Below are 26,483 nucleotides of genomic sequence, written 5' to 3'. Positions count from 1 at the left end.
TTCGCCTGACTGCGGCCGATTACACCCGTACTTTCGTCGCCACCAGTACACCGGTGAGCAGCATTAATGTACCGGAGAGGACCAGCGGCGAGAGCAGACCAAGGTGGTCCAGCGCCACGCCGCCCACCGCTGCGCCGCAGGTATTGGCCAGTTGGATCACCGCCACCTGAATCGACCCGGCTTTTTCCGCCTGATCGGACAGGGAGCGGGTGATCCACGTTGACCAGCCAACCGGCACCAGCGCGAAGGCAAAACCCCAGATAACGGCCACCGCCGACGCCACGATTTTACTCTCCCCCCACAGCACCAGCACCGCCGCGCTGATGGCCAGCACCACCGGAGCGATCGCCAGCGCCGCTTTCACCGATCGTTTGAGCAGCATCGAAGAGAGCGAGGTGCCGACGAAGCTGGCGATGCCGAAGCTCAACAGCACCAGCGTCAGGCCGTCAACGTCAAAGCCCGCCAGCGTCATATACACCGGGCGAATATAGGTAAAGAAGGCGAACTGGCCGGCGAAGGCCATAAAGATGGCGCACATCCCGGCCATTACGCCGGGGCGCTTTAACAGGCCAAACATATTTTGCTGCGCCGAGGTCGACTCGCCAGGCAAAGAAGGCAGCGCCTTCAACACCCAAATCGTACAGACCACGCCCATCACCGCGGCGGCGTTAAAGACGTTACGCCAGCCGATAATCCCGCCGAGGAAGCTGCCGAGCGGCGCGGCGATCACCAGCGCTATCGATACCGCGCCGAAAATGACCGACAGCGCTTTGGGCACCACGCGCATCGGCACCAGTCGCATGGTGAGCGACGCCGACATCGCCCAAAAACCGCCCAGCGCCAGCCCAAGGCAGGCGCGCCCCACCAGAAGCAAGGAGAAACTGTTGGCAAAGGAGACCAGCAGACAAGAGACGGTCAGCAGGACGGAAAACAGAATCACCACGTAGCGACGATCGGTACTGCGGATGATCGAGGTGATAAACAGGCTGGCAAACATCGCCACAAACGCGGTGGTGGTGACCGACTGCCCGGCAACGCCTTCTGAGATGCCCAAATCCTGCGCCATCGGCGTAAGCAGGCTTACCGGCAGGAACTCAACGGTAATCAGGCAGGCAACGCAGAAGGCCACCGCAAAAACCGCCGACCAGTTGGGTCGCGCCGCCTGATTAGCCTGCGGCGCAGAAGCATTCGAAGGAGTCATAAGTTACCTGCATGGTTGAATACGGAGGAGCCGCGCAGTGTAACATTTAAAATGTGACGAATTTAACGTTTTGACAACTTTTCAGGCTTTGCAAAGTACCTGCGTAGCTGCTCGCATAACCGGAAAATCACGTTTTTAGGTATTCCGTAACAGTAAGAGGAAGAAATAACATAGCACTTGGTGCTATATTTATGGTTACAGGATGTCAGCCAATGCGTATTTTTAAAACAAAATGGTTTACCAGGGAAGCCCGGGCTCATGCGATTGATGACGACGAACTTTGCAAAGCGATTGAAGCCACTCTCCAGGGAAAAGTAGATAACCTTGGTGGCGGCGTTTACAAAAAACGCCTCAATAAAAATCGCGATCGCGCAATCATCCTGGCAAAGGGTGCTGAGCATTGGTTTTACACATTTTTATACGCCAAACAGGATATCGCCAATATCGATAACCGAGAACTCGCGGCGTTCCGTGAGTTAGCCAGGCATTATTCCCTTCTCAGCGAGGAGAAAATGGCGGCATTGGTTAAGAGAAAAGAATTGGTGGAGATTTGTCATGACTGCAAAAACTAAATTCAAAAGCCCCGCCTTTGAAGCTATCCATAGCGCTGCCGCAGGTTTATACAGTGTTGATGCGATCGCGCAGGAGACGATGCGCAGCTTTGATGAAACATGCATCAGCCGCGTAAGCGATTTCCAACCTGGTGAAATTAAAGCTCTACGTGACCAACTCAACGTCAGTCAGCCGGTTTTTGCCCGCTATCTGAACACCAGCGTGTCCACGGTCCAAAAATGGGAAAGCGGGGCAAAACGCCCCGGTGGGCTGGCATTGAAATTACTCAATATCGTGCAAAAACATGGGTTAGAAGTGCTGGCATGATGCCACTTTGAGGTGATGACTTTTGCATAGTTGGTCTCGTCAGGAGGAGTTTTAACGAAGCCAACAGTGCACAGGGAAGCGCTATCAGTGTAGCCAGTGGACCCCATCTTCGGGTAAAAACAGCGTGTTATAGCGCTCCTGTAAAGCGTGCAGCTCGCTCACTTCCGGCTCCAGCTCGCGAAGGAAACCTTGCGCGAGGCGAATTTGCGCTTCGGTAATTGGCGCCGCGAGGCGGGCCTTTTTCATCAACCGATACCAGTAATGCAGGTTCTGCTCGCTGCCGTCGACGATAGCAGTCTGCCAAATCAGCAGCACCTGAGCGGCATTTTGCAAATGCGCTTCATTCGGCCGTTCCAGGTAGCGCAGATACTCGTTACCGGCCGTTTTTCCCAGCTGATCGATCATCGATTCCAGCGGTACCGGCGTAATGCCTAACCGTTCGCTCAGACGGCGAATCGCACGGCGTGAATCAGAGGTAAGCACCCGAAATCCCACAACAAATACCACTATCAGCGTGGCCAGTCCTAACCAGATCATGCATCCTCTCATTCAATCGCAGCACCACTATCATAATGGGAAATTGCCCGCTGTCGACTGTCGGTGGTACCAGAATGTGACTTATCGCGACCTCGTCTCGCTATCATCAAACCGCCCGGCAAGAGGTATAAAAAAGCCCGGCGCAAAGGCCGGGCAACGTGACTCACACCCAATGACTCAGGCAGTCTGCAAAGTTTGTGTCTTTTTCTGACGGCGGATTTTACGTTCTTCAAACACCGCAACGATGGCCATCAGGCAGATGCAGCCAATTGCCGCCGCATCCAGCGCCGCAAAGGTCCCCGCCCAGCCGGTGAGGCCAAAAATCGGCGTTCCGTCGGCGATCATCCCGAGGCCGAGCTTGGCGAAGCTATCGCCGATCAGATAGGCAAAGGTGCCCTTGATCCCGTCGGCTGCGCCAATCGCTTTTTTCGGCACAAAGCCTACTGCGGCAACGCCGATCAGCAGCTGCGGGCCAAAAACCAGGAAACCCAGCGCAAACAGCGATGCGAGATAAACGTACTGGTTACTGGCGTGCTGATAAACCCCAAGGGTGGCGATAATCAGCGCCAGCGCAATGCAGGCTACCAGCGCCCGACGACCGTTTGCCAGATCCGACAGCCAGCCCCATAGCAGCGTGCCGACCAGCGCGCCTACTTCAAAAAGGGTAAAGCCCTGAATCGCCACTTCTTTGGAGAGCTTCAGCTCCTGGAAAGCGTAAACGGTGGACCACTGGTCAATGCCGATGCGCACCACGTACAGAAAGATGTTGGAGAAACACAGCAGCCAGATGACTTTATTCTTCAGCACGTACTCGACAAAGATCTGCCATTTGGTCATGGCGTTCTCTTCCGTCTCTTTATCCTCTTCGCTGATCTCTTCGCCAAACAGCTCTTCGGCGTTACCGAGACCGTAAGATTCCGGGGAGTCGCTGCCGAAGCGCAGGCCGATAAAACCGACGATTAGCGCAATAATCGACGGGAAGATAAACATCCCGATCACGTGGCCGTCGAACAGGTAGTTCGCGCCAAACAGCGCCACGCCCGCGGCGCCGGCGCCACCGAGGTTGTGAGAGATATTCCAGAAGCCGAGGAAGGTGCCGCGTTTACGGCGGGGCGTCCACTTGGTAATGGTCGAATAGCTGCACGACCCGCCGGTGCTCTGGAAAAAGCCGCTCAGGGCGTAGAAGGCGATCATCAGGAACAGGCTGGTCGACCCCGCGCCCATGCTGGCGCTGAAGCCGAGCATACAAATGGCCGAGAGGATCAGCATAAACGGCAGGAACTGCTTGGTGTTCTTACCGTCTGCGTAGTAAGAAACCAGCGTTTTACCCACGCCGTAGGTGATAGAGAACCCGAGGCCGATCATCCCCAGCTGCGTCATGCTCAACCCGTAGGTGGAGATCATGTCGTTCTGCGCGATATTAAAGTTTTTGCGGATCAGGTACATGGTCAGATAGCCGATGAAAACCACCAGATACGACTGCATGAACGGTTTGAACCACATTTTGCGCCGCGCTTCGAGCGGCAGGTCCAGGGTAGGCTTGCGCACCTGGTTTAAGAAGGCCAGCATGATTGGGTGACTCCTGAGCTGATTTACTACCTGCGAATAGCAGGCATTGTAAAAATCAGCCGGAAGACCCGCCTGAGACAGCGTCCAGGCGAAACCGGGAAAATTTCTTAGTTTTACGCCATTCGGCGGAGAAAGGTGAGGCAGATCACGCTTCTCTCGGCGCCTGGGCATTTAGAAACGGCAGCAGCAGCAGAGCGGAGATGCCGGCAGCAATGGCGATGACCACGAAAAAACCGCTCCAGTGCCAGATCTCCATGACCTGCGCCAGCGGCCAGCCGGAGAGCGACGCGCCAAGATAGGCAAACAGCCCGACAAAGCCGGTTGCCGCCCCCGCCGCCTCTTTGTGCGAGCACTCCGCCGCCGCCATGCCAATCAGCATCTGCGGGCCAAAAACGAAAAAGCCGGCGGTAAAGAAACAGGCCGCCTGCATCACGTAGCTGGCGAACGGCATCAGCCACAGGCCGCCGACCGACAGCAAAATCCCGGCGGCGAAAATCAGGTTCATCGGCCCGCGATTGCCGTTAAACAGCTTATCCGAGCCCCAGCCCGCCACCAGCGCGCCGATAAAACCGCCTACCTCGAACATGGTGACCGCAGAATTCGCCGTGACCAGATCGACGCCGAGCGTTTCCGACATATAGAGATTGCCCCAGTCGTTAATCGCTGCGCGCACTACATATACCAGCACGTAGCACAGCGAGAGCAGCCAGATATAGGGATTCAACAGCACGTATTTGGTGAGGATCTCTTTGCGGGTCAGCCCTACCCCTTCCTGCTGCTGGGCAATCTCCAGTTCATCGTGACGCCAGTCGCCTACTGCGGGCAGCCCTACCGCCTGCGGCCGGTCGCGCAGCCGCCAGCAGAGAAACAGCCCGGCGAGGATCGCCAGCATGCCGGCAATCATCATTCCCGTTCGCCAGCCGTAGTGCAGCGCCGCCGCGCCAACCACCATCGGGATCAGCGCCCCGCCGACGTTATGCGCCGTGTTCCACAACGCCCACCAGCCGCCGCGTTCGGTACGCGAATACCAGGCCGTCAGCAGACGCGCGCACACCGGCGACCCCCAGCCCTGGAAGAAGGCGTTCAGGGCCCACAGCAGCGCGAAGGCCCACAGCGAAGTGGAAAAGCCAAACAGGATATTCACTACGCCGGTGGCGACCAGACCAATCCCCATAAAATAGCGAGCATCAGAGCGGTCGCTGACGATACCGGAGAAAAACTTCGATAGCCCGTAGGTGATGTAGAACAGCGTTGCCAGCAGACCGATATCGCTACGCGTCAGTACGTTGCTGGCGAGGATTTCCGGCACGGCGGCATTAAAGCTTTTACGCGTAAAATAAAACAGCGCATAGCCCAGCCAGATGGTCAGCAAAATATGTCGACGCCAGTAGCGGTAGCGCTCGTCCAGCGCCTGTTTATCGGTAATCGGCGGAGCATCGGGCGGAGATTTCAAAAAGGCAAACATCGTCGTTCCTCAGGCGTAGCGCAGCGGCAGGCTGACGCAAACGCGGGTGCCGTGGGTGCAGGAGATGGTTAAGGTGCCGCCCAGCGCGCTGACGCGTTCGCGCATGCCGGTGAGGCCAAAGCCCTGCTGACCGGAGCCCGGCGGCAGGCCGCAGCCGTCATCCTCCAGCACCAGCATCAGCCGCTGCTCCTGCTGCCAGCCATGCAGCGTGACGGCGCTGGCGCTGGCGTGTTTGACAATATTATTCAGCCCCTCCTGACAAACGCGGAACAGGGTGACTCGCTGGTTTTCACTCAGCAGCGACTCATCAATACGCCACTCCAGATGACTGACCATACCGCGATCCTCCAGCTCCATTTCGCGCATCAGCGAGCGAACCGCCTGCTCAAGCGTCAGATCGTCCAGCTGGCGCGGGCGCAGGCGGCCCAGCAGGCGGCGCACCGAATCATAGACGCCGAGCGAAAGCTGTTCAATCAGCTGCCCGCTCTGCCTGACGCTGGCGCTGTTCGGCGCCAGACGCTGGACGATTCCCGCCTGGGTGCGGATGGCGGTAATGGTCTGGCCGATATCATCGTGCAGCTCGCGGGCGACCTCGCGACGTACGCTCTCTTCGGTTTCCAGCAGGCGTTCCGCCAGCCGCTGATTACGCACCAGCTCGTTTTGCAGCGACTGGTTCAGCTCGCGCAGCCGCTGAATGCCGGCGCCCAGCAACAGGCCCGTCAGGCTTTGCGCCAGCAGCGAAAGCAATAAATCCACCGGGTGTTCGTGCCAGGTCTGGCTGGCGATCAGCGCGATAGCGTTCATCAGGGTCGCGATCAGCGCGCCCTGCCAGCCGTAATGCCAGGCCAGAGCGATAATCGGCAGCGCCAGGCAGAAGGGCGTAAATCGTGAGAGCTCGGCGGGTAGCCCCAGCTGAAGCCAGAGGCTGACGCTGAACAGCAGCAGGTACCAGATAAGATGCCGCCCGCGCCAGTTCACCGGCTGCGAGACCAGCGATGGCCCCAGCGGCCGCCAGACGGTGCTGGTGAGATAGTGCCAAATCACCAGGCAAGTGGGGGCCAGCGTCAGGCCGCCGGTCAGGGTCAGCAGCAGCGCGTTCAGCCCCTCTTTACCCTCCAGCAGCCACGGCAGCGACTGAAGCAGCGCAGCGGCGATCAGCGCGCCCCCCTGGCGCAGCAGGGTGAGCCAGTCGCGCTGCTGACGATAGCGCGAGATCAGCGCCACCGGCAGCAGGGTTAACAGGCTTCCGGTCATCAATATTATCGGGTGCGCCAGCGCAACTTCCTGCGCCAGCCAGAGGATCAGCAGCCACTCCGCGCCCAGCAGAACCGGCCAGTAGCCGCGCGGGCACTGCAGCATCAGGCCAAGACGCAGCCCGAAGGGAAACAGCAGCACCGCAAGATCGGCACGCTCTACCAGGTGCAGGCTGATGCTCCACAGGCAAAACCACGCGGCGGAAAAGATAAAGCAACAGCCGATAACCGAGAGCAGCCGGGAGAGAAAGGCGTTCATTGCCAGCTATCGAACATGCGGCGCGCCAGCTCAACGTCGTTGCTGACGCCCAGCTTTTCCAGCAGATTGGCACGATGAACGTGCACGGTTTTTGGCGACAGGCCCAGCTCGGCGGCAATCTCCTTTACCGCCATCCCCTGCGCCAGCTTTTCCGCCACTTCGCGTTCGCGTTTGGTCAGCGGGTCCCGTCGTCCGGCCGCCAGCTTCATGGCGATATCCGGCGTCAGATAGCAGCCGCCGGCCGCCACGGTGCGGACGGCAGCGATCAGCTCATCCGGGCTGCAGCGCTTGGAGAGAAAACCGCGCGCGCCGGCGTTCAGCGCCTGCTCCACCAGCGCCGGACTGTCGTGCACCGACAGCATTACGATCGCCATTCCTTTCGGTAGCTGGCTTAACAGCTCAAGCCCGGAGATATCCGGCATCGAGATATCGCAGATGCAGACCTGCACGCCGCGGCCGGGCAGCCCCGCCAGCGCTTCGCGCCCTGAACCGAATTCTGCGACGACCTGAAAATCGGCTTCCAGCCCCAGCAGTTGGGCAAAGCCGGAGCGGACGATAAGATGATCGTCAATAAGGGCGATTGTGGTCATGGCGATTCCTGGGAGGATAAAAAACGCGCTTACCTTAACGGTATAAACGTCATCCTTCAAGCTGCCTCTGTCCCCCAGTCGCTTACCTGAGTAAGCGCCCGGGGATGCTCATACTTGCTGCCCTGATGCGGCTTGAGTGATTTTGTCTATCGCGCGCCGCGGTTCAAGCCGCGAGCGATTATTCGAAGAACACCGCAATTTTGCTGAACATGGAGGGATCGGACTGATTGCGTACCACTTTCTCAACGTCTTCCAGCTTTTCAATCTGACTAATCATCTGCCCGAGGCGCTGATCGTCGTTGACCAGTAGCCAGATGCGGCTCTGGTTGCTGTCCTGAATTGGCAGACAAAGAATGCCTTCCACGTTAAATGCGCGGCGGGCAAACAGGCCGCAAACGTGGGTCATCACGCCGGGATGGTTGCGCACGGTGAGCTGTAGAATAACGTTTTCATGAGTCGCTTGTTGCATGGCTTATTCCCCCACCATTTCAGTATTGGCCGCACCCGGCGGTACCATCGGATACACTTTTTCTTCAGCATCGATACGCACGTGGATCAGCGCCGGACCCGGGCGGTCGATAATCGCCTGCAGCGCCGCCTGCGGGTCGGCTTCGTTATTTAAATCACAGGTTTGCAGACCAAAACCGGCGGCAATCTGCATAAAGTTGACCATGCCAGGATAGGTTGCGGCGAATACGCCCTGCTTATAGAACAGGCTCTGCTGCTGATAAACCAGCCCCAGCGCTTCGTTATTCATGAGGATAATTTTCACGTCCAGCTGATTTTCCGCCGCGGTAGCCATTTCCTGAATGTTCATCATCAGGCTGCCGTCTCCGGAGAAGCAGATGACCTTGCGCTGCGGGTTAGCCAGCGCCGCGCCTACCGCGGCAGGCAGACCAAAGCCCATGGTGCCGAGGCCGCCGGAGGTCAGCCACTGGCGCGGACGGTTCAGCGGATACGCCTGCGCGACCCACATCTGGTGCTGGCCGACGTCGGTGGTCACGATTGCCTCATCGTCAACGCAGGCGGCAACGGCGTTAATCAGGCCATAGTGGGTAAGCGGGTCTTGCTCCTGCGGAATGGTGCAGGGGAACTCCCGCTGCAGATCGGCCACCAGCTGCAGCCATTCGCTGCGCGGCTGCGCCTCGACCTGCGGGATCAGCTGCGCCAGCACTTCGCCAACATCGCCCTGAATCGCCACGTGCGGCTGTTTGATTTTACCCAGCTCAGAGCGGTCGATATCAACGTGGATAATTTTCGCATTCGGGCAGAACTGCTCGGTTTTACCAATCGCCCGGTCATCAAAACGCGCCCCTAAAACAACCAATAAATCAGCCTCTTGCAAAATAAAATTGGTGCTGCGCGCGCCGTGCATCCCCAGCATGCCCAGCGACAGCGGATGCGCTTTCGGCAGCATCCCCAGCGCCATCAGGGTCTGGGTGGTCGGCAGGTTGGCTTTTTCCGCCAGTTGGCGAATGTGCTCAGGCGCGTTGATCACCCCACCGCCCAGATAGAGCACCGGACGCTGCGCGGCGTTAATCATCGCCGCCGCTTCACGCACGCTGGCGCTATCGAACATCGGAGCCGCCGTACGGGCGCCGGGTTCCGGCAGGGCATCGAGCTCAATGGTCGCGGCCTGAACATCCTTAGGAATATCTATCCACACCGGCCCTGGTCGCCCGGACTGCGCGATGCGAAACGCGTCGCTCATCACCTGCGGCAGTTCAGCGATGTTGCGTACCAGATAGTTATGTTTCGTGATGGGGATAGAGATACCGTAGGTGTCAACTTCCTGGAAGGCATCGGTGCCGATCATTGAAGCCGGAACCTGGCCGGTAATGCACACCAGCGGAATCGAATCCAGACGGGCATCGGCGATAGCGGTGATCAGGTTAGTGGCTCCCGGGCCGCTACAGGCCATACACACCGCCGGTTTGCCCTCGGTGCGCGCCATGCCCTGGGCGATAAATCCCGCGCCCTGCTCGTGACGCGCCAGAATATGGCGGATCTGAGTGCTTTGACTTAACGCATCGTAAATCGGAAGGATGGAGCCGCCCGGAATGCCGCTGACCGTAGTGATCCCCTGACGCTCCAGTAAATGAACGACTAACTGTGCGCCAGTGAAGCGCATTTTTTGTGATGTTGTGCCCGAACTTGCCATGCTCCAGTCCTTTTATTCTGGGCCGACTTACCGGGGGGCATGAAACGAAAAACCCCGCTCGGTTTGCGCCGGCGGGGTTTGGAATTCGTGTTGTTCCGGACCCTACGGCGCGTTGCCGACGACGACCACCACAGACACGACGACCACCGCGGCAGGCGCGGTTAGTAGTAGGGTCGAAGTCAGCGTGGTAGCGTTCATTAGGGACCTGTTGTCTCAAAAAAGGGAATGAATTTATACAAACACAGCTTTTGTCATTTCACAATGGATTTATTTTCAACCAGGAAAAACTGCGCGGAAGATCACATTAATTTGCGGCGGGATAAAAACAAAAAACCCCGCCGCGGCGAGGTTTTCTGCTCGGTGTTTTACGGTTGGTGGCCGCAAGCACACTGTATTACGTCAACGAAAAAAGTATACGCGATCGGGGAAGAAGGCGCAATTTTCACGACGGTTTTTGCTGATTTAGAGTATGGATCGCGTATGCAAATTTGTCCAAAAAATACTGTTCATACATACAGTATTCATTCTATACTGAGGGGGTACGCAGGGTGAATCTGGGGCCGCACTTTTACCGGCGCAAAAAAAGTCCTGGCTGAAACGGGTGGTGCCGTCAGCGCCTTAACCCCAGAAGAGCACACTGTGTTACGTCAACAAATACCCCGAATCATTTAGCCCGCAACCCACTGGTCGCGCCTGAATGATGACGGGTATACCCTGGCTGGCAACAGGCGGCGGAAAGGTACGCCAGCCGGTTGTGCTCCTGAACCAGAGGAGACGCGTATGGGCGGAGTGGATATCGTTGTTCTGATCCTGAAACTCATGGTTGCCGTGTTGCAACTACTTGATGCAGTCCTGAAACAGTTCCGCTGATTCAGGTTCAAGTCGCACCTGAGAGGGGCGGGAAACCGCCCCTCTACAGGCTAACCTGACGGAGAAAATTATGGCCCCCTTGTTGATTGCCGCCATCACCCCGGACGAACCCGGTTTTTCGGCACTACGCGCCGAAAGCCTGCCGCAAAACCTGACTATGCTGGGCCGCCTGGCGGAGAACTGGCAGAGCGAGATAAACCGCTTTAACGCGCCGGGAGAAAAGCTGCTGGGCGCTTTTGCATTTGGGCAGCTGGTCGGGGTTTGCGGGCTCAATGTCGACCCTTTTAGCCAGCAGCCGCGAGCCGGCCGCATCCGCCATTTATATATCGGCGAGCGCCACCGTCGGCAGGGGATCGGGCATCAGCTGCTGGTCTCGGTTATTACCCACTCCGGCGCCAGCTTTGATTTTCTCAACACCCATGCGCCGTCAACGGCCTGGTCGTTTTATGAAAATCTGGGATTTCGCCCGGTCTATGATGAACCGCGGGTCACCCATCGCCTGTTTTGTTCGCTCTAGCTGTCTCTGGTTGCCAAAGCGCGCCCATGTTACAGTCCAGTGACGATTTATCCCCCAGCGCCAGGCTGCAATGACCATTACCGTATTCTGTATATTGCTGTTCGCCGCCCTGCTTCACGCAAGCTGGAACGCTATCGTTAAAGCCAGCGGCGATAAAATGTACGCGGCGATTGGCGTTAGCGGCTCTGCCTCGCTCATCGCCCTCGTTTTGCTCCCTTTTGCCCCCCAGCCGACGCTGGCCAGCGTGCCGTTTCTTGCTGTCTCCTGCGCGCTACAGGTGGTGTATACGGTGCTGGTGGCGAAAACCTATCAGGTCTCGGATATGAGCCAGACCTATCCGCTGATGCGCGGAACCGCGCCGCTGCTGGTGGCGATAATCAGCGTTATCTTCCTTGGCGACCACCTCTCTCCGCTGGCGTGGCTGGGCATCGGCGTCATCTGCCTGGCGATACTGGCGATGGCGTTTAACGGCCGATCCCGTTCAAGCACCGGTATCCTATTAGCGCTGATCAACGCCTGCTTTATTGCCGGTTATACGCTGGTAGACGGAACCGGGGTGCGGCTTTCAGAAACCGCACTGGGCTATACGCTATGGACCTTTTTTATGAATGGCTTCTGTCTGCTGGGCTGGGCGATGATTGCCCGACGCCCGCAGGCCAGCCGCTATCTGCGCCAGCACTGGAAGAAAGGCCTGGTCGGCGGCGTTGGCACTATGGGTTCTTATGGCCTGGCGCTGTGGGCAATGACCCAGGCGCCGCTGGCGGTGGTCGCCGCCCTGCGCGAAACCTCAATTCTTTTTGGCGCGGTTATCGCGTTTATCCTGTTGAAAGAAAAGATGGTTCCATTACGCATCGTGGCTGCCTGCGGCATTGCCGCCGGGGCGATTCTGCTGCGGCTGTCGTAAACCACACATGGCAACATTAGTTGCCGATTGTTGTTTACAAAACCTGCCTGAACATCCCCGATAATCCCCCCTTACAGGGTTGTTCTGTCATTTTAATATGGTAGATTCCTCCATCGTTTTGCGGATGTGCCAGTCACATATTCTTTACCTTCAACTTTCTACAAAGTATTCATCGACATGAAACGGCATAAGAACTTCAATTTGTTGTTGATGCTGGTACTGCTGGTGGCCGTCGGCCAGATGGCGCAGACCATTTATATCCCGGCGATTGCCGATATGGCGGTATCGCTAAACGTGCGTGAAGGCGCGGTACAGAGCGTGATGGCCGCTTATCTGCTGACCTACGGCGTCTCGCAGCTTTTCTACGGCCCGCTCTCCGATCGCGTTGGCCGGCGTCCGGTGATCCTCGTTGGGATGTCTATTTTTATGCTGGCGACGCTGATTGCCATTACCACCCATAGTCTGCCGGTGTTGATCGCCGCCAGCGCACTGCAGGGAATGGGTACCGGCGTCGGCGGCGTGATGGCGCGTACCCTGCCGCGTGACCTGTATGAAGGCGCGCAGCTCAGGCACGCCAATAGCCTGCTGAATATGGGAATTCTGGTAAGCCCACTGCTGGCCCCGTTGATTGGCGGTATTCTTGATACCTTGTGGAACTGGCGGGCCTGCTTCGTATTCTTGCTGATTCTTTGCGCTGGCGTCACCTTCAGCATGGCGCGCTGGATGCCGGAAACCCGGCCCACCGGCGCACCGCGCACCCGTCTCATCACCAACTATAAAACGCTGTTCGGTACCGGCGCGTTCAACTGCTATCTGCTGATGCTGATCGGCGGCCTCGCGGGCATTGCCGTATTCGAAGCCTGTTCCGGGGTGCTGATGGGGGCGGTGCTGGGACTGAGCAGTATGTCGGTCAGCATTCTGTTTATTCTGCCGATTCCGGCGGCGTTCTTTGGCGCCTGGTTTGCCGGGCGGCCAAACAAACGCTTCCCGACGCTGATGTGGCAGTCGGTGATTTGCTGCCTGCTGGCGGGCGTGCTGATGTGGATACCGGGCCTGCTGGGCGTGATGACCGTCTGGACCCTGCTGGTTCCTGCTGCGCTGTTCTTCTTTGGCGCAGGAATGCTGTTTCCGCTGGCGACCAGCGGCGCGATGGAACCTTTCCCGTTCCTTGCAGGCACCGCCGGGGCGTTAGTGGGCGGATTACAAAACATCGGTTCCGGCGTGCTGGCGTGGCTGTCGGCGATGATGCCGCAAACCGGCCAGGGCAGCCTCGGCCTGCTGATGATGCTGATGGGATTGCTGATTCTGCTGTGCTGGCTGCCGCTGGCATCGCGGTTTCATCAACATCAGCAGCCGGTTTAAGGCTTCTTTGCGGGTTCCCCGGGTCGCGGCGCGGCGCGTCTTACCCGGGCGACAAAATGACGGACGCCGGTAAACCCGTAGCCCGGCGAAGCGCAGCGCAAGCCAGGAAGCGGTAGCGAATTATCAGCCCCGGCATATTTCCCGGAGGCGATGCTGCGCATCTGTCCGGGCTACCGGCCCCCAGACGGCGGTAAACCCGTAGCCCGGTCATACACACAGCGCCACCGGGATGAAACTAAGCCGGTCATCATAATTGTGCCTGGCTCTGCAGCCAGTGGATAAAAGCATCGATTTTCGGCCACTGACGGCCCGGCAGGGTCGTCACGTAGTAGTGCTGATGGCATTTCAGGGTCATCTCGCCGAACGGCGCGATCAGTTCTCCGCTCTCCAGGCGCTTTTGCACCAGCCGCTTACGCCCCATCGCCACGCCGACGTGATTCATCGCGGCAATCACCGCTAAATCCGAACGATCGAAGCCAATACCCGACGATTGCGGCAACTCGATGCCGAATGTCTGCGCCCAACTGAACCACTCATCGGTGCCGGAATCGTTACTCCAGGCCTGACGATCGTGCAACAGCGTACAGTGGCGAAGATTGCCGGGATTCTGCGGTAGCTGATGCTGGCGCGCGTAGTTCGCCGTGCAGACCGGCACGATGGCCTCATCCATCAGAAAATGGTGGCTCAACTGCGATGAAGGCGCATCATCGAAGTAGATCGCCAGATCGATGCCCGCACGCTGCATATTAACGTTATCGTTGCCGGTCAGCACGGTGAGCGATATCGACGGATAGCGGCGGGTAAAATCGCCGAGCGCAGGCACCAGCCAGCACTGGGCGATGGACGGGCGCGAATACACCGTTAAGGTTCCCGACAGCTCCTGATTTTTAATATCCAGAATCTCCTGGTTTAAGCTATCCAGCGAGGACTTCAGCGCCCAGTACACCCGCTTACCTTCATGCGTCAGCTCTACCTTGCGATGCGAGCGCACAAACAGCTGGATCCCCAGCTCTTCTTCCAGCTGGTTGATACGGTGGCTCACCGCGCTCGGCGTCAGCGACAGTTCCTCCGCCGCCAGCGCAAACGACTCATGCCGGGCGGCGACTTCAAAGGTATACAGCTTCGATAGCTGCCAGCCGTTAAGCAGGCGAGTGCCTAACTCTTTTAGCGTCTCCATCTCTTACTCCTTCACTATTCCCCGCCGAGTGTAAGAAATTTTTCGCGCCAGTTGCGCGTTAAAGATGAATAAAAGTGATTCATAGCACACATAACAGACAATTTTAGAGCAAAATCACCTTTTTGATTCAATCTGGTTCATCTTAAGGGCCGTTTATATCGTTTGTCAGCAGGCGCCGTTTTTCTGTTCAATAGCGATAGATTATTCACAGGCGAGGTGGGGTATGGAATCTCAGATCTGGGTTGTGAGCACGCTGCTGATCAGCATCGTGTTGATTGTGTTAACTATCGTCAAACTGAAGTTTCACCCGTTTCTGGCGCTGCTGCTGGCCAGCTTTTTCGTCGGCGCCATGATGGGCATGAGCCCGCTGGATATGGTTAACGCCATCGAGAGCGGGATTGGCGGCACGCTGGGCTTCCTGGCGGCGGTAATTGGGCTGGGGACGATTCTCGGCAAAATGATGGAGGTCTCCGGCGCGGCTGAGCGTATCGGCCTGACGCTTCAGCGCTGCCGCTGGCTGTCCGCTGACGTCATTATGGTGCTGGTGGGCCTGATTTGCGGGATCACGCTGTTCGTTGAAGTAGGCGTGGTGCTGCTGATCCCGCTGGCGTTTTCCATTGCCAAAAAGACCAACACGTCGCTGCTCAAGCTGGCCATCCCGCTGTGTACGGCGCTGATGGCGGTACACTGCGTGGTGCCGCCGCATCCGGCGGCGCTGTTTGTCGCGAATAAGCTGGGCGCGGATATCGGGACGGTGATCGTATACGGTCTGCTGGTGGGCCTGCTGGCTTCGCTGGTCGGTGGCCCGCTGTTCCTGCGGCTGCTCGGCAACCGCCTGCCGTTTAAAGCGGTTCCGGCTGAATTTGCCAATCTCGAAGTGCGCAAAGAAGAGACCCTGCCTTCGCTTGGCGCCACCCTGTTTACCGTCCTGCTGCCGATCGGCCTGATGCTGGTAAAAACCATCGCCGAACTGAATATGACCAAAGGCGGCACGCTGTATATGCTGCTGGAGTTTATCGGTAACCCCATCACCGCCATGTTCATCGCGGTCTTTGTGGCCTATTACGTGCTGGGCATCCGTCAGAATATGGGCATGAGCACCCTGCTGACGCATACGGAAAACTGCTTCGGCTCTATCGCCAATATCCTGCTGATTATCGGCGCAGGCGGGGCCTTCAACGCCATCCTGAAGACCAGCGGTCTGGCCGATACGCTGGCGGTAATTCTGTCGAACCTCGATATGCACCCGATTCTGCTGGCCTGGCTGGTGGCGCTGATTCTGCATGCCGCAGTCGGTTCCGCCACCGTGGCAATGATGGGCGCAACCGCTATCGTCGCACCGATGCTGCCGCTCTATCCTGGCGTGAGCCCGGAAATCATCGCTATCGCCATCGGCTCCGGCGCGATTGGCTGCACTATCGTGACGGACTCCCTGTTCTGGCTGGTTAAGCAGTACTGCGGGGCAAGCCTTAACGAAACGTTCAAATACTATACCACAGCGACCTTTATCGCTTCGCTGCTTGCACTGGCCGGTACATTCCTGCTTTCTTTCATCATCTGAGCGCAAAGAGACGTAATATGAAAAACGCTGACATGACCAATTTACTCGCGCAGTTTCCTCTGCTGGAGGAACTGATAGCCCTGAAAGAAACCACCTGGTTTAACCCGTCAACGACGTCGCTGGCGGAAGGGTTACCCTACGTTGGCCTGACGACAGAAGACGTTCAGGACGCCCACGCCCGGCTCGATCGTTTTGCGCCATACCTGGCGGAGGCCTTTCCGGAAACCGCAGCCACTGGCGGTATTATCGAATCAGAACTGGTAGCCATCCCGGCAATGAAGGCCCGGCTGGAAAAAACCTTTCATCAACCGATTGGCGGCGATCTGCTGCTGAAAAAAGACAGTCACCTGCCGATTTCCGGCTCGATTAAGGCCCGCGGCGGCATTTATGAAGTGCTGACGCATGCGGAAAAACTGGCGATCGACGCGGGATTATTAAACACAACCGATGATTATCGTAAACTGCTAACCCCCGAGTTCAGGGCCTTCTTCAGCCAGTACAGCATCGCCGTTGGCTCCACCGGTAACCTGGGAATGTCGATTGGCATTATGAGCGCACGCATCGGCTTCAAGGTGACGGTACATATGTCCGCCGACGCCAGAGCGTGGAAAAAGGCCAAACTGCGCAGCCACGGCGTAACGGTGGTGGAGTACGAAGAGGATTACGGCGTGGCGGTTGAGCAGGGACGGCAAGCCGCCGAGTCCGACCCGAACTGCTTCTTTATCGATGACGAGAACTCGCGCACCCTGTTCCTCGGCTACTCCGTGGCCGGCGAGCGGCTAAAAGCGCAGTTTGCCCGCGAAGGGCGCGTAGTGGACGCCAGTCATCCTCTGTTTGTTTACCTGCCGTGCGGCGTTGGCGGCGGCCCCGGCGGCGTGGCGTTTGGCCTGAAGCTGGCGTTTGGCGATAGCGTACACTGCTTCTTCGCCGAACCGACCCACTCCCCGTGCATGTTGCTGGGTGTCTATACCGGTCTGCATGATCAGATTTCAGTTCAGGATCTGGGGATTGATAATCTGACCGCCGCAGACGGCCTGGCGGTAGGCCGCGCCTCCGGTTTCGTGGGTCGGGCAATGGAGCGCCTGCTGGATGGGTTCTACTCTCTCGATGACCAGACCATGTACGATATGCTGGGTTGGCTAGCCGAAGAAGAAGGTATTCGCCTGGAGCCATCCGCTCTGGCCGGCATGGCCGGGCCGCAGCGGGTCTGCGCCAGCCAGGCGTATCAGCAGATGCACGGTTTCACCGCTGAGCAGATGCGCAATGCGACCCATCTGGTGTGGGCAACCGGCGGCGGCATGGTGCCGGAAGAGGAGATGGCGCAGTATCTGGCAAAAGGACGGTAAACCTGCAGCCAGGGCAATACGATGGCGACGAAGCCTCTTTCGTCGCCATTTTTTTAGCGCAGCAGATGCATAAGCTCAACCGGCGAACGGTGCTGATTGAGTAGATCGCGCAGAACGCGCATATAGGGAGCGCTCCAGCTATAAAACTGCCGGTATCCCTCACAAAGGGCATTGGAGCCATCCTCCAGACGCAGCTGCGGGCAGCCCCCACCGCATAATCTTAGCCAGGCGCAGCCAGCGCAGGCCGGCCCCGGCGGATTATTAGCATACTGCACCGACTCGCCGCGCCAGGCGCGCAGCGTGGCCTCAAACAGCGGCACGACGATACGATTAGCATCTTCTTTGACCCAAATCGCGAATACCGCGCAAAGAAAATCCCCCCACAGACGGGCGTCGACGGGCTGCAGATGGGGAATAAACTTGATAGCCACTGCCCCCTGGGCGCTCAACTGATGGTAGACGAGCTCGGGACGTTCACACTCCTGACGATGAATGATCACTTCATGCACGGGAATATCGCTCGCCAGAGACTGGCAGTTGCCGCAGTGCCGATCGTCACCGTAGTCAGCCTGACATCCTGTCATGTCACATCCTTAATAAACAAAATCACCTGTCGTATATGGGTTACAGCAAACAACAATGACAGGGAAAGTACTGCGAATGCGATCAAAAATTTGTCACGAACCGCCTGCGGCTGAGCAAAATCGCTTTGCTCGACGTTCATCAGATTACGGCTGCGGGTATAGCGCCAGAGGATAATGGCAACGAACGGCAATATGCCCAGCGAGATCCAGAATGGAAGCCCCGCCTGATGCCAGTGGTGCTTAATCGCCAGCGCCAGCAGCGCGCCATAGCCCAGCAGGGTTCGAAACCAGGCCAGCGACGTGCGCTCCGGCTGCAGCCCCGGATCGCTCTCACGACGCGCCCGACGATTATCCGGCATAGAGCACCAGCGCCATCACCACCACGATAACGATGGTCAACAGAATGCTGATCAGCAGCAACGTGCGGGTATAGGGCAAATCCTGCTTAAGGCGCATCGCTTTTTCGTTGCTCAGCCAGCGTAAATAGCCGTATATCGCCAGACCGCCGGCAAACAGGCACAGCAGCAGAGCGAGGATTTCGCGAATCAGCGGCGTGGCGAAATCCGGCGCCAGCTGGTCGAGGCCAACGCCACCGGCCAGAAAGCCGAGAGAAGTGCGGATCCACGCCAGAAAGGTACGTTCATTGGCCAGCGAGAAGCGGTAATCCGGTGCTTCGCCAAGGCGGGATATTTTCATCATAACTCCTTGATGGGTTCCCGATTGCGTAAAATACCGGCGATTCTACCTGAGAGCCAAAGCCGAAGGCATTAATAATCGCCCCATTTCAGAGAAAGTTCAGGCCTGACAGCCGCTTAAAGTCGGGCTATCAGGCCGATGATGGACGGCCATATCGTGCAAGTTATGGCCCAGCGGGTCCGCGTTTCTACCGGGCAATACCTGACGAGCGCTCTTTTCCCGCGCGTTGAACTCGTCAAAACTTCTGTTTTTTCTCCTCTACCTTCACGCCCCGCGTCGGCAGTCCAGTGTCATAGTCGCGCACGACCGGCGAGTAGCCGTCCTGCGGGCGCGGGCGGAAAGCGCCCATCCAGCGCGGCAGGGCATCCGGCCGCCACGGACGCAAGCTCCATTGATAAGTACGGAACGGGTCGCGGATTTTATCCATATAGTTAAGCAGCGCATCGTGCATTTGACAGCGAACGTCGGCGAAATCGGGGCGATTAATAAGATTATACAGCTCATCCGGGTCGTTTTTCCTGTCGTACAGTTCATCGCTGGTAAACAGGTTAAGCACCAGTTTGTACTCATCCGTCACCCAGCAGCGCACCGGGATAAACCCGCCAAAGCTGTCATGTTCAATCTCATAGCGATTGAATTCCACCATCACCCCACGCGACGTTTCGGCGCCAAGAATATTATCCCCCGGCAGAATATCGGGCTTAGGGATACCCGCCAGCGCCATCATCGTCGGTAGCAGGTCGATATGGCTGACCGGCGCGTCGATCTGCATGGGTACGCCCTGCGGCGGGCGCATGATCAGCGGAATACGAGTGATATCGTCATACATCGCCGCGCCTTTGCTAATGAGCCTATGGGCACCCATCATCTCGCCGTGATCGGATGTATAAATAACCCAGGTATTGTCCCGCTGCTGTGGCGTTAAGGCGTTAATCACCCGACCAATCTGATCGTCGACAAAGTCGTTGCAGGCAAAGTAGAGCGGATGATGATAGCGCCCATCTTCACCTACCGGGGAGGGCATCGCCTGCGACCACAGGCGATGGTGTTCCGGTTTATCGGCGAGCGAGTCATGAGCCTTTGGCCCAAGATCATAATAAAAGTCCTGGTACTTGCGCAGATACTCTACCGGGCAGGTAAACGGATGGTGCGGCTCATCGTAGGAAACCACCATCAGGAACGGCTCGTCAGCGCGGGCGGGCTGGCGCAGGAAGTCGACCGCCCGGTTGCTGATGCGGTGCGCCCAGGTGAAGGTTTCATCTATCCCATGCTGCAGTAAATCTTCTACGCTGTTCAGGCCGTTACGCCACAGGCCGATCTCTTCCTCAGTCAGCTCTGCGAGGTAATTCGCGCCGTCAAACCAGTAGTCAGCGTCCCACTCGGGCGGGCACTCGCCGGTACCAAAGTAGTCGTGACCATCCAGATGCCACTTGCCGATATAGCAGGTACGGTAACCCGCATCCTTAAAGTAGCGCCCCATGGTGGAGATGTTTTTCCCCGGCGCGACGTTATTGGTCCACGGGCCGGACTGGTTGGCATAGATTCCGGTAAACAGCCCGGCACGTGCCGGGGTGCATACCGGCGAGCAGGTATAGGCGGAATTGAAGCGGATGCCTTCGGCGGCCAGACAATCAATATTTTGGGTATTCAGCGGCTTACCGCTGTAACAACCCACCATATTGGTAGCCTGGGTATCGGTCATAATAAACAGGAAATTGGGGCGACTCATGATTTTTCCTTAACATCGATAGCATAGGAAGCTGGAGCGGAGCGGCGTTCCCGCCAGCTGCTGTAAATCAGATAGATAATGACCGCTGCGGTAATGGCGTAGCTCACCGCCGCCAGCCAGCGAGTGCCGTAGCCGCCAAACTCGGCGAGGCCCGCGTAAACGCCGATCATCGCGAACAGAATGCCCACCGAGGCAATTTTCACGTGCCGGTACGGCTGCATATCAACGGCAAACGCATCATGGAATGTAAACGGCGTCGCCCGCGGCTTAATGAAGCCGATAACCAGCATCACCACCACGTTGATGCAGAACGTGCAGGCGAGCACGTAGAGGAAATGGAAATCAAATTTCACCAGGTAATTAATCGTGATGTAGCTAACAATCCCCAGCCCCATCGCTACTTTGGCGGCGATCGCCGGGATACGCGGAAAGAAGAAGCCCATAATGATGATGGTTACCAGCGGCACGTTATAAATACCGTTGAGCTGCTTCATCCAGCTATACAGCCCCTGCGGCGCATTAGCGATCCACGGCGCGACAATCACCGAGATCACCGCAATAAAAAGGCCAAATTTCCGCCCAATGCGCACCAGCTGCTCCGGCTGGGCGTTTTCATTGATGATGCGCCGGTAAATTCCCATGCTGAACAGGGTACTGGCGCTGTTTAAAAAGCCGTTAAAGGTACTGATAACGGCGCCAAACAGAACGGCGCCAAAAAAACCGACCAGCGGAAGCGGCATGACCTTGTTGACCAACGTCGGATAGGCCATATCCGCGCTCGGCAGATCCTGGTAGAGATGAAAGGCAATTAAACCGGGAAGCACCAGAATCAACGGATCGAGCATCTTGAGAACCGCCGTCAGCAGCGCCCCTTTCTGCCCCTCCGCCAGGCTTTTTGACGCCAGGGTACGCTGCACTATCCCCTGATTAGTACACCAGTAGAAGGTGTTCACCAGAATCAGGCCGGTAAACGCCGCGCCAATCGGTAGGGGGTCGCTGCTGCCGCCAATAGAGTTCAGCTTCTCCGCGTGTACCGTCGTCAGCTGCTCGATACCCTGTAAAAAACTCCCCTTCCCCATCGCCATCAGGCCAAAAATCGGTACCATCAGGCCGCCAATCACCAGGCCGATTCCGTTAATGGAATCAGCGATTGCCATCGCGCGCATGCCGCCGATCACCGCGTATAAAATCCCGGCCAGACCGAGCAAAATCACCAGTAACCAGATGGCGGCGCCCTGGGTCAGACCCAGCGATTCACCAATATGAAAAAGGCTATTCAATGCCAGCGCGCCGGAGTAAAGCACGATGGGTAAAAAGCAGATACCGGTGGCGATAAGAAAGCAGAAGTCGATAATAATGCGGGTCGTTTTATCGTACCGCTCTTCCAGAAAGTCCGGGATGGTGGCGATACCGCGCTGCAGATAGCGGGGAAGAAAGATCAGCGCCAGGAAAATCAGCGTCACCGCCGATGTCACCTCCCAGCCCATAACCGACATGCCGCTTTTGTAAGCCTGGCCCGATAATCCCACCAGCTGTTCGGTCGATAAGTTGGTTAACATCAGCGAGGCGGCGATGACCGGCGCTTTCAGCGAACGGCCGGCAAGGAAATAGCCCTGCTGCGAGCCGGTATCCGCTTTTCTTACCTTAAACCAGGTAATGATAGCCACCAGCAATGTAAACCCGACAAAGCTCAAAATTTGTATGGCATTCATCTTAAAGCCCTTATTTGTCATTATATCCCGGCGCTATCCGGTACAGAGGAATAGCGTTTTATCCAGGTAAGGCGATGATTTATATAAAACGAGATGCAATGTATCCCTGCAAGGCTATTTCTTGCTAAATTCACCTCATCAGGTTGCAGGCATCATTGGCCGATGGGAAATTAAAATGAATGGAAAAATACAGATTTCGCATGTAAAAAACGAAACTACGTATAACATTCCGTTAGTTCTGGAAGAAAATGTGATCTCAAGCGGGATTTCACTGCTCTCGCTATGGCATACCCTGGCCGATGAAAGCTACCGGGTCAGCTGGCCGCGCGATAAAAAGAAACCGCTTATCGCCAACTCGTGGGTGGCGATATATACGCTCCAGGGATGTGGTAAAATATATCTCAGAGACCACACTGAAATAACCTTAAACGGTAACTGCGTCATATTCTTAAAACCCATCGAGATCAAATCCTATCACTGCGCCGGATTGGTCTGGGAACAATACTGGATGGAATTTATTCCTACTACGCTGATGCCTGTTCCGGTATTACAAATCGGCACTATTTATCACGCCGATATTTTTAATAAGGAACTCAATGAAGTGGCCTTATTGATTGCTGACCGCGATCCGCTAAAGAATAATCTGGCCGTCGCCTACCTCACGAAAATCATTTATCAATGGATTTGCCTGATCGCCGAAAATGGCAAAAAAGATCGTCAACTGCAAAAGCTGGAAAAACTGATTGCCGCTCTACACGCTAATCCGCAAAAGCGCTGGAGCGTAGCCGATATGGCTGATGCTATGCAGTGCAGCGAACCCTGGCTGCGGCGCCTCTTTTTGCGTCATACCGGCAAAACGCCAAAGGAGTATTACCTTAACGCCCAGCTTGAGCTGGCGCAGTCGCTATTAAAGCAGGAGGGGAATACGGTGGGTAAGGTGGCGGAGATGCTGAACTTCTTCGACTCCTTTCATTTTAGCAAGGCGTTTAAACGCCGCTTCGGCTATGCGCCCTCAGCGGTACTAAAAATGAATGACCGGCACCCTATGGATGCCGGTCAGCAGGATTAATGCAGTTCCGGCCAGTACTCTTTATTGGCCGCGATCAGGTCATCAAGAATCGCTTTGGCGACCGATGCGCTCGGCACGGTTTTCGACAGCGCAATCGCCTGCCATAGCTTATGGTAAGAACGCTGTTCCCAGGCATCCACCACCAGTTTTTCCACCGCGACCTGCTGGCTCATCATCCCTTTCTGGAAGTGCGGAATATCGCCAACCGTCAGCGGCTCCGGTCCGTTGTGGCCAACCAGGCACGGAATTTCCACCATCGCATCGGCATCGAAGTTATGAATCGCGCCGTTGTTCGGCACAATCAACAGCATGCGTTCCTGGGTATTAAAAGCAATTGCCGCCGCCAGATCGACGATATAGGAAGCATGTTCGTCAATTTCCAGATCCCCCGCGGATGAGTTACCGGCCTCAATAATGGCCCGGCAGGCGCTAAAGACGTTTTTCTCGCGATGATCCATCACCTCGTTGGCGCGGGTACGTTCCGGGTTAGAGTGCGCCACGACGTAGTCCGGGAACAAATAATACTTGAGGTAAGTATTGGGCATCGTATCCGGATCCAGCGCCTGCACGTCCTTCGCCTTGGCGAAGGTATCGTTCCAGCTGGCCTCGGTATGCGGGTCGTTTGACGGCGGCACATAGCCGAATTTCGCCACATGTTCGCGCAGTTTCGGCATCAGATCGTTGCCCTGTAAATCTTCAATCGAGGTCCACCAGCCGAAGTGATTCAGACCGTAGTAGCGCACGCGCATCTGTTTGCGGTCCTTAAGACCCACGATTTGCGCCATGCGCCCTTCGATACCGATCGGCATATCGCAGATGTTGAGAATTTTAGCGTTCGGACGCAGGCGACGGGTCGCTTCCGCCACAATGGCCGCCGGGTTGGAGTAGTTCAGCATCCAGGCGTTTGGCGAATATTTTTCCATATAGTCCACCAGTTCCAGAACGCCGCCGATGGAGCGCATACCGTAGGCGATACCGCCAGGACCGCAGGTTTCCTGCCCCAGCACACCGTGACGCAGCGGAATTTTTTCATCTTTTTCACGCATCGGATATTTGCCCACGCGGATATGCGCCATCACGAAATCAACGTCGGTAAAGGCCGCCTGCGGGTCAGTGGTGTAGCTGAACGCGATATCCGGCGCCTGCTCTTTGAGAATGACTTTGCACGCCTCGGCGATGGTCTCCTGACGCGCGCCGTCGTTGTCGTAAAATTTCAACGACCGCAGCGGGAAGCGATCCTGGTTCGCTAACAGCATCAGCACGATGCCCGGGGTGAAGGTACTGCCGCCGCCTGCGATAACAACTGAGAATTTTTTCATGATACTGCCTCCGTCATGGTGGTTTGTTCGGTCTGTAGAGAATCTTTTATCAGGGTTTCCAGCTGGTCGCGGACCTGAGGAACGTGCAGGCCGACGATGACCTGAATTGCGTTGCCGCGGCGGACTACGCCGTGGGCGCCCAGCGCTTTAAAGACGTCGTCGCTTTGGGTCTTCGCCATATCGACCAGCGCAATGCGCAGCCGGGTGGCGCAGTTATTGATGCTCTCGATGTTGCCCGCTCCGCCCAGCGCCTGCAGGAAGCCGGCGGCCTGGCCCAGTTTGGTATCTGTAGCCCCCGCAACGCTGGTTTTGCCGCGCGCGGCCTGGTAATCCGCTTTGCTGTAGAGCTTAATTTCACTCTCTTCACGGCCCGGCGTTTTCAGGTTCAGGCGCAGAATCAGAGTGCGGAAGATAACGAAGTAGATCGCGGTGAAGCATGCGCCAACGCCTATCTGGATAAACATCATCGACGCGTGGTTGTGGAACATCGGGATCCAGTTTTGCGGCAGGAACTGGTCGAGCAGGCCGCCGCCAAAGTTGCCGACCACGCCGCAGATATACATCACCGTCGCCATAGTGGCCGCCAGCACCGCATGGACGGCAAACAGCAGCGGCGAGATAAACAGGAAGGTGAACTCTAACGGCTCGGTTATTCCCACCAGTACGGCGGTCAAGGTGGCAGGAATCAGCAGACCGGCGACTTTCACGCGGTTTTCCGGTGCTGCGGTGTAGTAGAGCGCCAGCGCGATCCCCACGGAACCAAAGACCTTCGAGTTACCGTGCAGCGCGAATCCGCCTTCCGGGAACAGGGTTTTCAGCGCCACGGTACTCTGGCTGAATTCATGTAAATGCTGCGCCCAGTAAACCTGAATACCGCTTTCCACTACCGCCGGGCCGAAAATAAACGGTCCGTAGACGAAGTGGTGTAAACCGGTCGGGATCAGGATACGTTCAAGGAAGATATAGACCCAGACGCCCAGCGCCCCGGCCGAGCGTAAAAAGGCCTGCAGGGATTCGATACCCATCTGCACTTTTGGCCATCCCAACAGCGTCAGCCAGGCGCAGGGAATCATCGCCAGGAAGGCGACAATCACCACAAACGAGGAGCCCTGGAAAATCCCCAGAAACACCGGCAGCGGTTTATCGAAGTAGCGGTTATGCAGGGCGGTCACCAGCCCGGAGATAACGATCGCGCCAATAATGCTGGTATCGAGCGTTTTTATCCCGGCCATCATCGTCAGGCCGCTGCCTGCCGTTGGTTCAACGGAGAAGTCGACGCCGAAGAAGTGGCCCCAGGTCATCCCCATGGCGTTGATGAAATAATTCCAGGTCATGAAGCTGACCAGTACCGCCAGACAAGCCCGGCCCTGAGCTTGTTTCGCCAGGCCGATCGGCAAACCGACGGCAAAAATCAGCGGCATATTACGAAAGACGGTCCAGCCGCCCTCTTCAATGATGTAAACGATCTGAGCAAATAAACTATCGGGTGCTGTGAGCGCTTCGCCGACGAACATCGGGTTACGCAACATAATGGCGATACCCACCACGATCCCGGCGAAAGGAAAGAGTAAAACCGGGGTAAACATGGCGCCGCCAAAGCGTTGTATTTGACTGAGCATTTGAAAATCCTCATGTAACAACTTATAGGGTGAGTGGCCTTATTGATACCCGGCATGCTCCACGAACAATGGTGAATAATTCAGGGTAACTATTGGTACTGGCC

General features: G+C 57.0%; 26 protein-coding genes. 9 read left to right on the top strand and 17 right to left on the bottom strand.

Features of this window, described 5'->3' with window-relative positions; translation table 11 throughout:
- Positions 1-19: 19 nt before the first annotated feature.
- Entirely contained in the window at positions 20-1,201 is a 1,182-nt protein-coding gene (gene nepI / locus KO1_RS06355) for a purine ribonucleoside efflux pump NepI (RefSeq protein ID WP_017145204.1), read from the bottom strand.
- Positions 1,202-1,413: 212 nt separating this feature from the next.
- Between nepI and KO1_RS06350 the strand changes: the two genes are divergently transcribed.
- Together KO1_RS06350 and KO1_RS06345 are read left to right on the top strand one after the other, a co-directional pair.
- On the top strand, positions 1,414-1,773 hold the full coding sequence (locus KO1_RS06350; protein WP_004107091.1) for a type II toxin-antitoxin system RelE/ParE family toxin: 360 nt from the start codon (positions 1,414-1,416) through the stop codon (positions 1,771-1,773).
- The gene (locus KO1_RS06345) at positions 1,757-2,080 is read left to right on the top strand and encodes a helix-turn-helix domain-containing protein (protein WP_004116613.1); all 324 of its coding nucleotides are present in this window, start codon (positions 1,757-1,759) and stop codon (positions 2,078-2,080) included. Before KO1_RS06350 ends, KO1_RS06345 begins: the two co-directional genes overlap by 17 nt.
- Before the next feature lie 84 nt (positions 2,081-2,164).
- Here KO1_RS06345 and KO1_RS06340 read toward each other — a convergent pair whose 3' ends face one another.
- The 8 genes from KO1_RS06340 to ivbL form a co-directional block, all read right to left on the bottom strand.
- Positions 2,165-2,617: a DUF1198 domain-containing protein gene (locus tag KO1_RS06340; RefSeq protein ID WP_004116616.1), complete on the bottom strand. Its 453-nt coding sequence runs from the start codon at positions 2,615-2,617 to the stop codon at positions 2,165-2,167.
- 177 nt (positions 2,618-2,794) lie between these two features.
- The gene (gene uhpT / locus KO1_RS06335; protein WP_004107098.1) at positions 2,795-4,186 is read right to left on the bottom strand and encodes a hexose-6-phosphate:phosphate antiporter UhpT; all 1,392 of its coding nucleotides are present in this window, start codon (positions 4,184-4,186) and stop codon (positions 2,795-2,797) included.
- Positions 4,187-4,331: 145 nt separating this feature from the next.
- A complete protein-coding gene (locus tag KO1_RS06330) occupies positions 4,332-5,651 on the bottom strand; it encodes an MFS transporter (RefSeq protein WP_004107101.1) in 1,320 nt (439 codons plus the stop codon).
- A gap of 9 nt (positions 5,652-5,660) precedes the next feature.
- Positions 5,661-7,142, bottom strand: coding sequence for a signal transduction histidine-protein kinase/phosphatase UhpB (uhpB, locus tag KO1_RS06325; protein WP_024274842.1), 1,482 nt, complete (start codon positions 7,140-7,142; stop codon positions 5,661-5,663).
- A 17-nt stretch (positions 7,143-7,159) separates the two neighbouring features.
- The gene (gene uhpA, locus KO1_RS06320; RefSeq protein ID WP_004107112.1) at positions 7,160-7,753 is read right to left on the bottom strand and encodes a response regulator transcription factor UhpA; all 594 of its coding nucleotides are present in this window, start codon (positions 7,751-7,753) and stop codon (positions 7,160-7,162) included.
- A gap of 178 nt (positions 7,754-7,931) precedes the next feature.
- Positions 7,932-8,222, bottom strand: coding sequence for an acetolactate synthase small subunit (gene ilvN / locus KO1_RS06315; protein WP_004107116.1), 291 nt, complete (start codon positions 8,220-8,222; stop codon positions 7,932-7,934).
- 3 nt (positions 8,223-8,225) lie between these two features.
- Entirely contained in the window at positions 8,226-9,914 is a 1,689-nt protein-coding gene (gene ilvB / locus KO1_RS06310) for an acetolactate synthase large subunit (protein WP_024274843.1), read from the bottom strand.
- A 102-nt stretch (positions 9,915-10,016) separates the two neighbouring features.
- The gene (gene ivbL, locus KO1_RS26920) at positions 10,017-10,112 is read right to left on the bottom strand and encodes an ilvB operon leader peptide IvbL (protein WP_004107123.1); all 96 of its coding nucleotides are present in this window, start codon (positions 10,110-10,112) and stop codon (positions 10,017-10,019) included.
- Positions 10,113-10,694: 582 nt separating this feature from the next.
- Between ivbL and tisB the strand changes: the two genes are divergently transcribed.
- The 4 genes from tisB to emrD all read left to right on the top strand — a co-directional run bounded on the left by tisB (position 10,695) and on the right by emrD (position 13,567).
- Positions 10,695-10,784 carry a type I toxin-antitoxin system toxin TisB gene (gene tisB, locus KO1_RS06305; RefSeq protein WP_004107126.1) on the top strand — a complete coding sequence of 30 codons (90 nt, stop codon included), beginning with the start codon at positions 10,695-10,697 and terminating at the stop codon, positions 10,782-10,784.
- Between the two features lie 70 nt (positions 10,785-10,854).
- Positions 10,855-11,301: a GNAT family N-acetyltransferase gene (locus KO1_RS06300; RefSeq protein WP_024274844.1), complete on the top strand. Its 447-nt coding sequence runs from the start codon at positions 10,855-10,857 to the stop codon at positions 11,299-11,301.
- 70 nt (positions 11,302-11,371) lie between these two features.
- Positions 11,372-12,205, top strand: a complete 834-nt coding sequence (locus KO1_RS06295) for an EamA family transporter (RefSeq protein WP_004107130.1) — start codon at positions 11,372-11,374, stop codon at positions 12,203-12,205.
- 177 nt (positions 12,206-12,382) lie between these two features.
- On the top strand, positions 12,383-13,567 hold the full coding sequence (emrD, locus tag KO1_RS06290) for a multidrug efflux MFS transporter EmrD (RefSeq protein ID WP_004107131.1): 1,185 nt from the start codon (positions 12,383-12,385) through the stop codon (positions 13,565-13,567).
- Positions 13,568-13,814: 247 nt separating this feature from the next.
- Here the strand turns inward: emrD and dsdC are convergent, their stop codons facing one another.
- The gene (gene dsdC / locus KO1_RS06285; protein WP_004107132.1) at positions 13,815-14,744 is read right to left on the bottom strand and encodes a DNA-binding transcriptional regulator DsdC; all 930 of its coding nucleotides are present in this window, start codon (positions 14,742-14,744) and stop codon (positions 13,815-13,817) included.
- Positions 14,745-14,967: 223 nt separating this feature from the next.
- Between dsdC and dsdX the strand changes: the two genes are divergently transcribed.
- On the top strand, positions 14,968-16,305 hold the full coding sequence (gene dsdX, locus KO1_RS06280) for a D-serine transporter DsdX (RefSeq protein WP_004116631.1): 1,338 nt from the start codon (positions 14,968-14,970) through the stop codon (positions 16,303-16,305).
- 17 nt (positions 16,306-16,322) lie between these two features.
- A complete protein-coding gene (dsdA, locus tag KO1_RS06275; protein WP_004107134.1) occupies positions 16,323-17,651 on the top strand; it encodes a D-serine ammonia-lyase in 1,329 nt (442 codons plus the stop codon).
- A gap of 53 nt (positions 17,652-17,704) precedes the next feature.
- Here the strand turns inward: dsdA and KO1_RS06270 are convergent, their stop codons facing one another.
- The 5 genes from KO1_RS06270 to KO1_RS06250 form a co-directional block, all read right to left on the bottom strand.
- Entirely contained in the window at positions 17,705-18,235 is a 531-nt protein-coding gene (locus KO1_RS06270; RefSeq protein ID WP_004116638.1) for a radical SAM protein, read from the bottom strand.
- The gene (locus tag KO1_RS06265; RefSeq protein ID WP_004107142.1) at positions 18,232-18,594 is read right to left on the bottom strand and encodes a DUF202 domain-containing protein; all 363 of its coding nucleotides are present in this window, start codon (positions 18,592-18,594) and stop codon (positions 18,232-18,234) included. The genes KO1_RS06270 and KO1_RS06265 overlap by 4 nt, the downstream gene beginning before the upstream one ends.
- Complete coding sequence (locus tag KO1_RS06260; RefSeq protein ID WP_004107145.1) at positions 18,584-18,931, bottom strand: YidH family protein; 348 nt, start codon at positions 18,929-18,931, stop codon at positions 18,584-18,586. The genes KO1_RS06265 and KO1_RS06260 overlap by 11 nt, the downstream gene beginning before the upstream one ends.
- Positions 18,932-19,166: 235 nt before the next feature.
- Positions 19,167-20,660 (bottom strand): sulfatase-like hydrolase/transferase, encoded by a 1,494-nt coding sequence (locus KO1_RS06255; RefSeq protein WP_024274846.1) that lies wholly within the window; start codon positions 20,658-20,660, stop codon positions 19,167-19,169.
- Positions 20,657-22,372 (bottom strand): solute:sodium symporter family transporter, encoded by a 1,716-nt coding sequence (locus tag KO1_RS06250; RefSeq protein WP_004107149.1) that lies wholly within the window; start codon positions 22,370-22,372, stop codon positions 20,657-20,659. The genes KO1_RS06255 and KO1_RS06250 overlap by 4 nt, the downstream gene beginning before the upstream one ends.
- A 175-nt stretch (positions 22,373-22,547) precedes the next feature.
- On the opposite strand from KO1_RS06250, the gene KO1_RS06245 reads away from it, so the two are divergent.
- On the top strand, positions 22,548-23,441 hold the full coding sequence (locus KO1_RS06245) for a helix-turn-helix transcriptional regulator (RefSeq protein ID WP_023321809.1): 894 nt from the start codon (positions 22,548-22,550) through the stop codon (positions 23,439-23,441).
- Here the strand turns inward: KO1_RS06245 and KO1_RS06240 are convergent.
- Positions 23,438-24,760, bottom strand: coding sequence for a 6-phospho-alpha-glucosidase (locus tag KO1_RS06240; protein ID WP_004107159.1), 1,323 nt, complete (start codon positions 24,758-24,760; stop codon positions 23,438-23,440). The genes KO1_RS06245 and KO1_RS06240 overlap by 4 nt on opposite strands.
- Positions 24,757-26,379 carry an alpha-glucoside-specific PTS transporter subunit IIBC gene (locus KO1_RS06235; protein WP_023321810.1) on the bottom strand — a complete coding sequence of 541 codons (1,623 nt, stop codon included), beginning with the start codon at positions 26,377-26,379 and terminating at the stop codon, positions 24,757-24,759. Before KO1_RS06235 ends, KO1_RS06240 begins: the two co-directional genes overlap by 4 nt.
- Positions 26,380-26,483: the final 104 nt, after the last annotated feature.

This window comes from Klebsiella oxytoca NBRC 105695 (assembly GCF_001598695.1).
GTDB classification, from domain to species: Bacteria; Pseudomonadota; Gammaproteobacteria; order Enterobacterales; family Enterobacteriaceae; genus Klebsiella; species Klebsiella oxytoca.
Note: the sequence above shows the minus strand (reverse complement) of the source record. Positions and strands in the feature narration are given on the sequence as shown.

Bases quoted from the DNA above. Each gene is read 5' to 3' on its own strand.
- KO1_RS06255 (WP_024274846.1), bottom strand. From the start codon at position 20,660: ATGAGTCGCCCCAATTTCCTGTTTATTATGACCGATACCCAGGCTACC.
- ivbL (WP_004107123.1), bottom strand. From the start codon at position 10,112: ATGAACGCTACCACGCTGACTTCGACCCTACTACTAACCGCGCCTGCC.
- tisB (WP_004107126.1), top strand. From the start codon at position 10,695: ATGGGCGGAGTGGATATCGTTGTTCTGATCCTGAAACTCATGGTTGCC.
- ilvB (WP_024274843.1), bottom strand. From the start codon at position 9,914: ATGGCAAGTTCGGGCACAACATCACAAAAAATGCGCTTCACTGGCGCA.
- KO1_RS06235 (WP_023321810.1), bottom strand. From the start codon at position 26,379: ATGCTCAGTCAAATACAACGCTTTGGCGGCGCCATGTTTACCCCGGTT.
- KO1_RS06265 (WP_004107142.1), bottom strand. From the start codon at position 18,594: ATGCCGGATAATCGTCGGGCGCGTCGTGAGAGCGATCCGGGGCTGCAG.
- KO1_RS06260 (WP_004107145.1), bottom strand. From the start codon at position 18,931: ATGAAAATATCCCGCCTTGGCGAAGCACCGGATTACCGCTTCTCGCTG.
- KO1_RS06245 (WP_023321809.1), top strand. From the start codon at position 22,548: ATGAATGGAAAAATACAGATTTCGCATGTAAAAAACGAAACTACGTAT.
- KO1_RS06345 (WP_004116613.1), top strand. From the start codon at position 1,757: ATGACTGCAAAAACTAAATTCAAAAGCCCCGCCTTTGAAGCTATCCAT.
- emrD (WP_004107131.1), top strand. From the start codon at position 12,383: ATGAAACGGCATAAGAACTTCAATTTGTTGTTGATGCTGGTACTGCTG.
- KO1_RS06250 (WP_004107149.1), bottom strand. From the start codon at position 22,372: ATGAATGCCATACAAATTTTGAGCTTTGTCGGGTTTACATTGCTGGTG.
- KO1_RS06350 (WP_004107091.1), top strand. From the start codon at position 1,414: ATGCGTATTTTTAAAACAAAATGGTTTACCAGGGAAGCCCGGGCTCAT.
- uhpA (WP_004107112.1), bottom strand. From the start codon at position 7,753: ATGACCACAATCGCCCTTATTGACGATCATCTTATCGTCCGCTCCGGC.
- KO1_RS06330 (WP_004107101.1), bottom strand. From the start codon at position 5,651: ATGTTTGCCTTTTTGAAATCTCCGCCCGATGCTCCGCCGATTACCGAT.
- KO1_RS06300 (WP_024274844.1), top strand. From the start codon at position 10,855: ATGGCCCCCTTGTTGATTGCCGCCATCACCCCGGACGAACCCGGTTTT.
- uhpT (WP_004107098.1), bottom strand. From the start codon at position 4,186: ATGCTGGCCTTCTTAAACCAGGTGCGCAAGCCTACCCTGGACCTGCCG.
- dsdX (WP_004116631.1), top strand. From the start codon at position 14,968: ATGGAATCTCAGATCTGGGTTGTGAGCACGCTGCTGATCAGCATCGTG.
- KO1_RS06340 (WP_004116616.1), bottom strand. From the start codon at position 2,617: ATGATCTGGTTAGGACTGGCCACGCTGATAGTGGTATTTGTTGTGGGA.
- nepI (WP_017145204.1), bottom strand. From the start codon at position 1,201: ATGACTCCTTCGAATGCTTCTGCGCCGCAGGCTAATCAGGCGGCGCGA.
- dsdC (WP_004107132.1), bottom strand. From the start codon at position 14,744: ATGGAGACGCTAAAAGAGTTAGGCACTCGCCTGCTTAACGGCTGGCAG.
- ilvN (WP_004107116.1), bottom strand. From the start codon at position 8,222: ATGCAACAAGCGACTCATGAAAACGTTATTCTACAGCTCACCGTGCGC.
- KO1_RS06295 (WP_004107130.1), top strand. From the start codon at position 11,372: ATGACCATTACCGTATTCTGTATATTGCTGTTCGCCGCCCTGCTTCAC.
- KO1_RS06270 (WP_004116638.1), bottom strand. From the start codon at position 18,235: ATGACAGGATGTCAGGCTGACTACGGTGACGATCGGCACTGCGGCAAC.
- KO1_RS06240 (WP_004107159.1), bottom strand. From the start codon at position 24,760: ATGAAAAAATTCTCAGTTGTTATCGCAGGCGGCGGCAGTACCTTCACC.
- dsdA (WP_004107134.1), top strand. From the start codon at position 16,323: ATGAAAAACGCTGACATGACCAATTTACTCGCGCAGTTTCCTCTGCTG.